The sequence below is a fragment of the Paludibacterium sp. genome, assembly GCF_019232825.1.
GTDB lineage: Bacteria > Pseudomonadota > Gammaproteobacteria > Burkholderiales > Chromobacteriaceae > Paludibacterium.
On the sequence record NZ_JAFAND010000096.1, the window covers coordinates 18,593 to 27,779 of the forward strand.

The 9,187-nt window shown below is 65.8% G+C and carries 6 protein-coding genes; 4 read left to right on the forward strand and 2 right to left on the reverse strand.

Annotated elements, in window-relative coordinates:
* Window position 1 precedes the first annotated feature (1 nt).
* Both vioB and JOZ06_RS13035 read right to left on the reverse strand, forming a co-directional pair.
* A complete protein-coding gene (gene vioB / locus JOZ06_RS13030) occupies window positions 2–2,974 on the reverse strand; it encodes an iminophenyl-pyruvate dimer synthase VioB (RefSeq protein ID WP_293233092.1) in 2,973 nt (990 codons plus the stop codon).
* Window positions 2,971–4,242: an FAD-dependent oxidoreductase gene (locus tag JOZ06_RS13035; RefSeq protein ID WP_293233094.1), complete on the reverse strand. Its 1,272-nt coding sequence runs from the start codon at window positions 4,240–4,242 to the stop codon at window positions 2,971–2,973. The genes vioB and JOZ06_RS13035 overlap by 4 nt, the downstream gene beginning before the upstream one ends.
* 239 nt (window positions 4,243–4,481) lie before the next feature.
* Here JOZ06_RS13035 and JOZ06_RS13040 point away from each other — a divergent pair, with 239 nt between their 5' ends.
* The 4 genes from JOZ06_RS13040 to JOZ06_RS13055 all read left to right on the forward strand — a co-directional run.
* Window positions 4,482–6,878 (forward strand): transporter substrate-binding domain-containing protein, encoded by a 2,397-nt coding sequence (locus JOZ06_RS13040; RefSeq protein ID WP_293233096.1) that lies wholly within the window; start codon window positions 4,482–4,484, stop codon window positions 6,876–6,878.
* A complete protein-coding gene (locus JOZ06_RS13045) occupies window positions 6,875–7,504 on the forward strand; it encodes a response regulator transcription factor (RefSeq protein WP_293233098.1) in 630 nt (209 codons plus the stop codon). The genes JOZ06_RS13040 and JOZ06_RS13045 overlap by 4 nt, the downstream gene beginning before the upstream one ends.
* 170 nt (window positions 7,505–7,674) lie before the next feature.
* Window positions 7,675–7,932, forward strand: a complete 258-nt coding sequence (locus JOZ06_RS13050) for a hypothetical protein (RefSeq protein ID WP_293233100.1) — start codon at window positions 7,675–7,677, stop codon at window positions 7,930–7,932.
* A 217-nt stretch (window positions 7,933–8,149) separates the two neighbouring features.
* Window positions 8,150–9,187 (forward strand): type VI secretion system Vgr family protein (locus JOZ06_RS13055; protein ID WP_293233102.1); only part of this gene is annotated, 1,038 nt, incomplete at its 3' end.

Genomic DNA, 9,187 nt, shown 5'->3' on the forward strand with positions numbered 1-9,187 from the left:
GTCAGGCCTCTCGTGTCAGCTTGCCATCCGCCAGATCGTTCATCTGGCGGGCATAAAACGCCAAAATCGCCCGTGGCGCGGCGTCGGCCACCCCGTCCGCGCGCTCGAACAGCGCCCGGCAGCGCGCCGCCAGCACGCGGCACCCGGCGGCGTAATCGTCCGGCACGTCCATGGTCACGGGTTCAGGCACCGGCGGGCCGGCCAGACGGCCGGGAACGCCGGACGGCCGCGCAACCAGCGCCAGCGACAACGGCCGCAGCCAGCCGGTCATCACATCGATGGCCGCATTCATCAGCCGTGAGCGGCGCAGACTCCCCAACGGCCGCTGGGCGAAATGCAGCGTCATCATTTGCATCATCAGCGCATAACCCTCCTGGTAAAGCCGCATCAGCGCCCGCGCGCCCGCGTCGGTCACCGGCGTGCAGTCGGCGCGCGGCCGCAGCGACGGGTTTTTCAGCACCGGCCAGCCGGGCTCGAACGGCCGCGGCAATTGATGCAGGCGGGTGCTCATGGCGCGCAGACGGTGAAAATGCGAATGGACGAATTGCGGTGAATCCAAGGCGGCGCCCTCGCCTTGAGCAGTGACGAAGTCGAGGGCGAACAAGGCGCTCGCGCGGTCGGTCACTTCCAGCTGATAGGCCGGATAGGCCTGATTGACCGGCTCGTTCAAAAACAGATGGTGCTCGCCGCCGCGCTTGCCGCCCGCGTCGGAGAACAGATCGGGCAACTCGGTCAGCGCGCGGCGGATCGCGACATAAAACGCCGCCACGGAAGGGCCTGGCGCCGGCAAAAAATCCGGCCACTCCCACCGCACGAAGCGCGCCAGCACCGGCGCAGAAAAAGCTTCGAAGGCGAATTCGGTGTCGAGCCCGAACGCGCGCCGCGCCGCGTCGCCAACCAGCGCGCACCCCGGATGGAATGGCTCGCCCAACGCCATGAGCAGATTGTTGACCACCAGATAATGAATCATCTCCTCATGCGCGATGGCCAAAAGCGTGCCGCGCAAGCCGCCGTCGCGCCGGCGGTCGGCGCCGCCGCAAGCCAGCGCCAACGCCGCTTCGCACCATTGCCCGCTGGCCACTAGCCGCTGGCCTTGCGCATAGGCGGGTATCGAATAGGCGGCGAACGCATACTGCAGCATGATCGACAGCTCCAGATCCACCGCCGTGCGTAGCGCCTGCACGAGCCCGGCGCGGTCGGCGATGCAGGGCGGCGCCGGCGTCACCGCCGGCAGCGCCTGCCCGGCCTCGATCCGCGTCAGATATTTGAGAAACAGCTTGGCCTTGGGCAGCGACAGCTCGCGCGTACTCGGCATGTAGTAGCTCTTGTCGCGGTTTTGCGGATCGCACATCTGCCACATCAAGCGCGCATAGGTTTCGCACTTGCCGCGATCGGCCAGGCTGAATACCTTGTCCGCCATGAAGGGATAGATCAGCTCGTAATAGCCCAACACGTGGCGGTAGAGAAAAGCGAAATCGACATCCTCGTCCGGCACGTCGTCCAAGTGCCAATCGTCCGGCAGCACGCGCAGCGCCACCCAATCGCCCCCCTCGCCAAGCAACAGCCGCACCGCGCCAGACCGCACGCCCGCGACCGTCAGCGCGAGCGCGTCGCCGTCTGGCCGCAGCGAGGCCTCCGCCCGCCCCTCTCCCGTCATCCGCATGGGCAGCGCCGGCGCGGCATGCGCCATGCCGCGCCAATAGCAGCGTATCGCCAGCGTCTGCGGGAAAGATCGATCCCGGCGCCGGTCCGGCGCTTCGAGATAGCGGTGGCCCGCGTCCGTTTGCGCCACCCACTCCTGCTCGTCCCAGCGCGCCAGCTCGCTGACGAGGCGAAGCGCTCCCGCCGGGGCAGCCAGCCGCGCCACGTCCAGCACCCCGTGATGACGCCAATAATCTTGATAGTCGACAGGCGGCACGCGCGCGATCACCTGGCCGGCCTCGTCGCGCAAGATCAACACCCCGAGCGGCAACACGGGGCCGAGCGCCGGCGTCAAGCAGCCAGCCACGGCCGCCGCGCGCGAGGCAAAGGGAATAGCGGTCGGCATATTGAACGACACGCGCGTCTCGCCGACGCGCACGGTCATCGGTCCGAGCGCCGCGTCACGCGGCACGAGCAAACGCCCGGCAGGATAGGTGGCGAGCTCCTGCCGGCGCCAAAGACCGATGACGCCGGCCAGGGTAAAGAACGACGGCATGTCCGGCCCCGTTGGCGGCGCCATGTTGAACAGCGCGTACTGCACGGTCAGCCCTTGCACGGCCTCATCGTCGAACGCGCGCCGCAATGCCGACAGCGCGTCGTAGCGCTCGCAGCCGTCGGCGAATTGGATATCGCTTGCCGCGAGCGAGAACTGAAACAGATGGGCGCGGGCGAACGCGTCGCGCATGAAATGCGGCGGCAGATCGACAATGTGGCCGCCGCGCACCCAACGCGCGGGATGGGGCGCCGGTCCCAGCATGGCCGACAGCAGCCAGGGGGCGTGGGCCGCTGCGCCGGGCGGCGAAATGACCAGCTGACCGGCGTAGATCTGCGCGGTATCAGGCCGCGTCGGGTCGAGATCCACCCAACGGGCGCGGTTGAAGGTGGTGCGCAAATAATCGTTGTAGTGCCCCCACAACGACAGCCCAGCCCCCACCAGCGCGTCGTCTCGATCCGGCGCGCCATCCGCGCGCTGCACCGCGCTCACCGTCACGGCCTCCCAAGAGAAGTGACTATTGCCGCTGGCGTTATGCCCGGCGGCCTCGCTGAACACGCCGTCGGCGGCGGGGCGTCCGTCGAGGTCGAAACGCGGCGCCAGTTCGCGCAAATACTGGTGGAACACCGGCGGCGGCAAGTCGGCCGGTACCGGCTCGCCCGCCATGCGCACCGTGTTGCTGGCCATGTCGATCTGACCGTGCGTGTTGCGATTGGCGGTCGGCACATGGGCGCGGGCGGCGCCGCGGAAGAACAGACGGGGAAAATCCAGCACGCTCATTGCTTGATCACGACGCGACGAGAGGTTTCGGACAACCTGGCCAGCAAGAGGCGGCAGGCCTCGTCGGCGCTTTGCAGGCTGCCCTCCATCCAACCGCCCTGCGCCGTATAGGCATCGGAGCACGCGATAAGCCCGCCATCGGCATGCTGCAATGCCAACGGCGGCCGCGCCCCCATCGGCTGGGTGAATTCGACCCCATGCGACCAATACTGTTGCAAGTAATCGTTCGGGGGCGGAATGGCTGTGGCCGCCAAACCGAGCGCGTCGGCCAAATGCCGCCGCACCGTGGTTTGATAGCATTTTTCACCGTCGGCCAGGCAACTGCGCCAAAACCCGGCGCTGTCGCTGTCGGTGTAAAAAAACAGATAGCGGTCGCCACGGAAGTACACCTTGCGCAGCGGATTGTCGACGACCCGCATCTGGTCGCCGAGTCCGCGCGCAAGCCACCACGGTTCATCGAAGAACAAGAAACCCTTGAACAGCGGCAGGGAACCGAAGCGGGCCGGCCCCCATGCCTGGGGGAAATCGAGATTGAGCAAGTGCAACGCCGATGGCGGCAGCGCCAATAGCACGTGGCGCGCCTCGTAAGTCTGCGCGCGCTCGTGGCCATCGCTCAGATTCAGGCAGTAACCGCGCGGCGTCCTCGTCACCGCCAGCAGGCGATGGCGTAGGCAGAAGGCGATCCCCGCGGCCTGCGCATGCAGCTGCATGGCCCGCATCAACCGCTGCAGCCCCGCTTCGGCGCAAAACCAACGGTTGCCCCCCAACCCCGCCAACGCTTGGGTTTCCGGATGGGAACCGACGATGTCGTGAGCCATGGCGGTCGAAACCGTGGGTTGCAGCAAGGCATCGTAGCCGAGCGCGCGAATCATCGCGAACGCCGTTTCCCGCCCATGACGGCGGCTGAGCTCGGCCAAAAACGGCCCATGCCGCAGCGCCGGCAAATCGCGCCACAACGCGCGTAGCGCGCGTGTCGCCGACGGGTCGCCATGGGCGGCGGCAAACGGATACGGCACGCAGGTTTGCCCGTAGCGCCGCATCAGCCGTTGCACGCCGGGATGGCGTGGCGGGCAGAACCGTTCCGCACCCATATCGACCACCGGCCCGCTGGCCGCCACGCGAGAACGGATGCGCCCCCCCACCTCGTCGAAGAGATCGAACACCCGAATCGACAAGCCTCGGCACGCCGGCGCCTCGGCCAGCTGCGTGGCGCAATAGAGCCCGCCAATGCCGGCGCCGACAATACAGATATCCGCGAAATGCTTCATGACACCATCGCCACACGCAATTCAAAAGTCATAAATTTAAATTGTTGCCATGCAAAAAGAATGACGTAACTTAATGGCGCAAGGAAAATGGATCAATCGTCCAACCGGGCGGTTTGGTCAAAACTGACCCAAGGAATGGGGGCAGACGAAAAGAAGCGGCGGGACATTATGCGTTTGTGTTTATTATTTTGACCGCAGTGGGTACAGTGGAACACTCATGATGACCGCTGCGAGAGGGTGTGACGCTGGAACGCTGGACCATTCGACTCAGACGCGCCGTTGACTGGCGCTTAGCCCTCACGGGCGCGTTGGCCTGGGCGCTGATGCTGCCGGCGGTTGCCGCGCCTTGGCTTGACAGCCATCGCGACTGGCGAGTGGGCGTGGTGCTGCAGGCGCCCTATGTCGAACAAAGTACGCGCGGCCCTTGGCTGGAAGGCGCCGACATCGCCTTCATGAATCTGCTGGCGAACCAAACCGGCGCGCGCCTCTCTTGGCGGGTCTATCCTACCCTCGCCGCGCTCGACGCCGCGGCTGACCGCGGCGAGGTCGACGTGGCGCCAGGCATGCGGCAAACGCCGTCCAGCCTGCATCACTGGCTGTTCTCGCTGCCCTATCTGCGCATTCCGAGCAAGCTCGTGGGTTTTCGCGCCGAAAGCGCCGACGTGGTGGAGCTGGACCGGCTGTCCTTGTCCGAGCGGCTGGCCATCGACCGCGGCAGCGATGCCTGGAGCTTCGTCGAACGCAACTACCCCGAACTGACCCGCCTGCCGCAAGCCTCCGACCGCCAAGCACTGCTGGCAGTCATCCAACAGCAGGCGGAATACGCCATCGTCGACGAGGCGCGGCTGGCCACGCTACTGAAAGAACCGGCCTTCGTCAGCCTGGCGGTGGTCGGCGACATCGGCTACACCCATCTGCTGCGTGTCGCCGTGCGCAAGGACTGGCCGGCCTTGCCGCCGCTTATCGACCAGGCGATCTCGCAACTGCCGCCGGAACCGATGGCGCGGCTGCAGGCCGATTGGCTGCGCCCCAACTACCCGCGCCTGATCGATTCGGTGGCGTTTTGGCAGCGACTCTTTCTCGCGCTGGCGCTGGCGTTTTGCGCGCTCGTGGCGCTGTGGCTCATTTCCCGGCGGGACAACCGGCGCGCCGCGGCGCGGCTGTTGGCCGCCTGGCAAGAGCTGGAGAGCCGCAGCGCCGCCGAATCGGACCTGCGGCTCGCACAGTTTTCCATCGACAACAGCACCGTCGGAATTCTATGGGTCAGCTGGGATAGCCGTATCCGCTATGCCAACCGCACGGCCGCTGGCCTGCTCGGCGATGAGGGCGACGACCTGCTCGCGCGCCGCCTGGCCGAACTCGAACCGCTGCTCGACAACCACACTTGGCTGGATGCCTGGAACCGGCTGCGCACCCGGCAGGAAATCCAGAGCTTCGAAACCCAATGCCGCCGCACCGACGGCCAGTCGCTGACGGTATCGGTATCGCTGAGCTTCCTGCAATTCGGCGCCACCGAATATCTGGTGGTCTACCTCAACGACATCACCGAACGCCACCGGGCGCGCGCCGCGCTGGCGGAAAGCGAAGCGCGCTATAAGAGCATGGCGTCCAACGTGCCCGGCATGGTGTTCCGGCTGCAGATGCCGCGAGACGGCGCGTCCGCGCGGCTGAGCTTCGTCAGCGACGCCAGCCAGCCGATGCTGGGTTACGAGCCCGATGTGGTGCGCTCCTGGCCGCAAGGCTGGCGCCAGGCGGTGTTCGGCGACGACCTGCCGGGCTATCTCGCCGCCAGGGAGCAAGCTGTCGCCGAAGCGCGCGATTGGGCTTGGCAAGGCAGGCTAAGCCACCGCGACGGCCATCCGGTCTGGGTCGATCTGCGCGCCAGCGTGCGCGCCGACGACGATGGCGGCCTCGCCTGGGACGGCATCGTCTGGGATATCAGCCAGAGCAAACAGCATGAACTGCAACTGGCCGAGTCGCGCAGCCAGCTGCGCAGCCTGGCGGCCCACTTGGAATCGGTGCGCGAGGAAGAAAAGACCCGCATCGCCCGCGAAGTGCACGACGAGCTCGGACAGATTCTCACCGTGCTGCGGCTGGAAACCTCGATGTGCGAATTAGGCTTTGCCCACCTGGACGACAAATTGGCCGAGCGCTTGGGCAATATGAAAAAACAGATCGAAAACACCTTCCAGATCGTGCGCGACGTCGCCAGCGCCCTGCGCCCGCCGGTGCTCGACGCCGGGCTCGGCTCGGCCATCGAGTGGCAGGCGCGCCGCTTCGAGCAACGCAGCGGCATCCCCTGCCTGGTGTCGGTGCCGGAAACGCCGTTGCATCTCGCCGACGCCCAGGCCACTGGCCTGTTCCGCATTCTGCAGGAAGCGCTGACCAATGTGCTGCGCCACGCCGAGGCCAGCACCGTCAGCATCGGGCTGTCCGCGCGCGACCAACAGATCAGCCTGAGCATCGCCGACGACGGCAAGGGCTTTCAACCCGGCAGCCAGCCGGCGGGGCGGCGCTCTTTCGGCCTGGTCGGCATGCGCGAGCGCGTGCTGCTGATGGGCGGCGAATTGGAAATCGACAGCAATCCCGGCCACGGCACCACGCTGGTGGTGCGATTGAGAGAGGAACAACCATGATCCGGGTCGTGATCGCCGAAGACCACGCCATCGTGCGCGAGGGCATCAAACAACTGGTGTCGATGGCGCCAGATCTGCAAGTGGTGGGCGAAGCCACCCACATCGCCGCGCTGATGACGCAATTGCGCACCACGCCCTGCGATGTGCTGCTGCTGGATATTTCCATGCCCGGCACCAACGGCCTGGAGGCCATCGCCCGCCTGCGCGCGCTGGAGCCCGCGCCGGCGATTCTGATGCTGTCGATGCACGATGAAGTGCAGATCGTGGCGCGCGCGCTCAAGGCCGGCGCCGCCGGCTACGCCACCAAGGACAGCGACCCGGCGCTGTTGTTGGCGGCCATCCGTAAAGTCGCCGCCGGCGGCCGCTATCTCGAACCGTCATTGGCCGACCGCATGGTGTTCGAAGGCGGGCTCGCCGACGAGCGCCCGCCGCACACGCTTTTGTCGGAGCGCGAGTATCAGGTGTTCGAACGGCTGGTGCGCGGCGCCAACGTCAACGACATCGCCCAACAGCTGGCGATCAGCGCCAAGACGGTCAGCACGCACAAGGTGCGGCTGATGCAGAAGCTGCAGGCGCATTCGGTGGCCGACATGGTGCGCTACGCCATCGAACACCGGCTGGTATAGGGCCTATTTTCAGATTTTCCTGACGGTCACGCGAGCTTGTCTAAGCCGCGTTGGCTGGATAAGGTGGGGGCTTGCGGCATCCGCCGCAGAGGCGCGGGCCCGGAGGACGGCAATCCCCCGAACCCGCTAACCACAACAACTCATCACACCTTAACCAAAGGAGAGTTGATATGGCTACTTGCCATCGTACTGCAACCCCGTCCATCCGTTCAAACCACGACCTCCAGCAACTGCCGCTGTTCTCGCTGATCTCGAAGCTCTGCCCGCCACGCAACGGCCATACCGACCCCGACGTTTTCCGTTTGGTGATCGACAGCCGTCTGCCGTGGTCGTCGCTGCGCGTCGATGCGGAGCGCTCGTGGCTTTACTTGCCAGAGGCCGTGCGTACCCGGCGGGTGGCGGGGTGCGTGATCTTAACCGCCGAGTAAGGCGCTAACCGAGGCGGGGAGCGTAGGCTCCCCGAACTTGGCTATATGCCGACGAGTAGCGCGCGCTCTATCGTTGCGTGCGTTCGCGCAGCAACGCACGGAAACAGCCCCGTGCCCAAACCTGTCCTTTCGGACAGCCAACCAACCTTGCCGCAACTATCACGATTTGTTACTGTCTCATGCTGCATTTTAAATCATCTTGCCGTTCTCTCCCTGCATGGACTTTGCCGATCTACTCGCCGCTTTCGCCTCCGCCTTTCAACAAGCTAACCGCCTGATCACCCTCGACCTTGGCGACAGCCACCAATGGGACGGACGGCTGCTGCCGCAAACCGTCGACGGCAGCGAAGCCGTCTCGGCCTGCTACCGCTACACCGTCGACTGCCTGTCGCCCGACGCCTCGCTCGACCTGGCGCCGCTGTTGGGCCAAAGCGCCCGCCTGGCGATCCGCGATCAGAACGGCCAAGACGTGGTGCGCGCCGGCGTCATCACCCAGGCGCAACGCCTGGGCGCCGACGGCGGCTTCAGCCGCTACCGGCTGACCATCGAGCCGCCGCTGGCGCTGTTGACCCACCGCGTCACCAGCCGGGTGTTTCAAGACCTGTCGGTGCCCGATATCGTCAAGCAGGTGCTGGCCGAGCATCAGCGCGACAACCCGGTGTTCGCCCGCTTGCAGACGCTGACGTTCAACTTGAGCGGTCAGCATGGGATTCGCAGCTATACCGTGCAGTACCGCGAAAGCGATCTGACCTTCCTCACCCGGCTGATGCATGAGGAAGGGTTGGCCTGGCGCTTCGAACATCACGACACCTCGCCGCCGCAAGTGCAGCTGACGGTGTTCGACGACCCGTACAGCCTGCCGCAGGCGAGCCAACAGCGGGTGCGTTTTCACCGTGCCGACGCGACCGAAACCGAGGACGGCATGACCGATTGGGCCCAGGCCCAGCAAATCATGCCGGGCAAAGTCAGCATGACCAGCTTCGACTACAAGCCGGTCAGCGCTTTGCAAGCCAACGAGCCGAGCAGTCTCGATCCCGGCCCATCGGCAAGGGCGGCGCAAAGCACGCTGGAGTACTACGAGCCGCAAACGCTGTATTACGCCGGCGACAGCGATCAATTAGCCCATTACGCGCGCTTGCGCCAGCAAGCGCTGGATGCGCAGGCGCAAACCTATCGCGGCAGCGGTTCGATGCGTGGCCTACAAGCCGGTCAGTGGTTTCAATTGGATGATCACCCGTTGCATGACAACGAACGC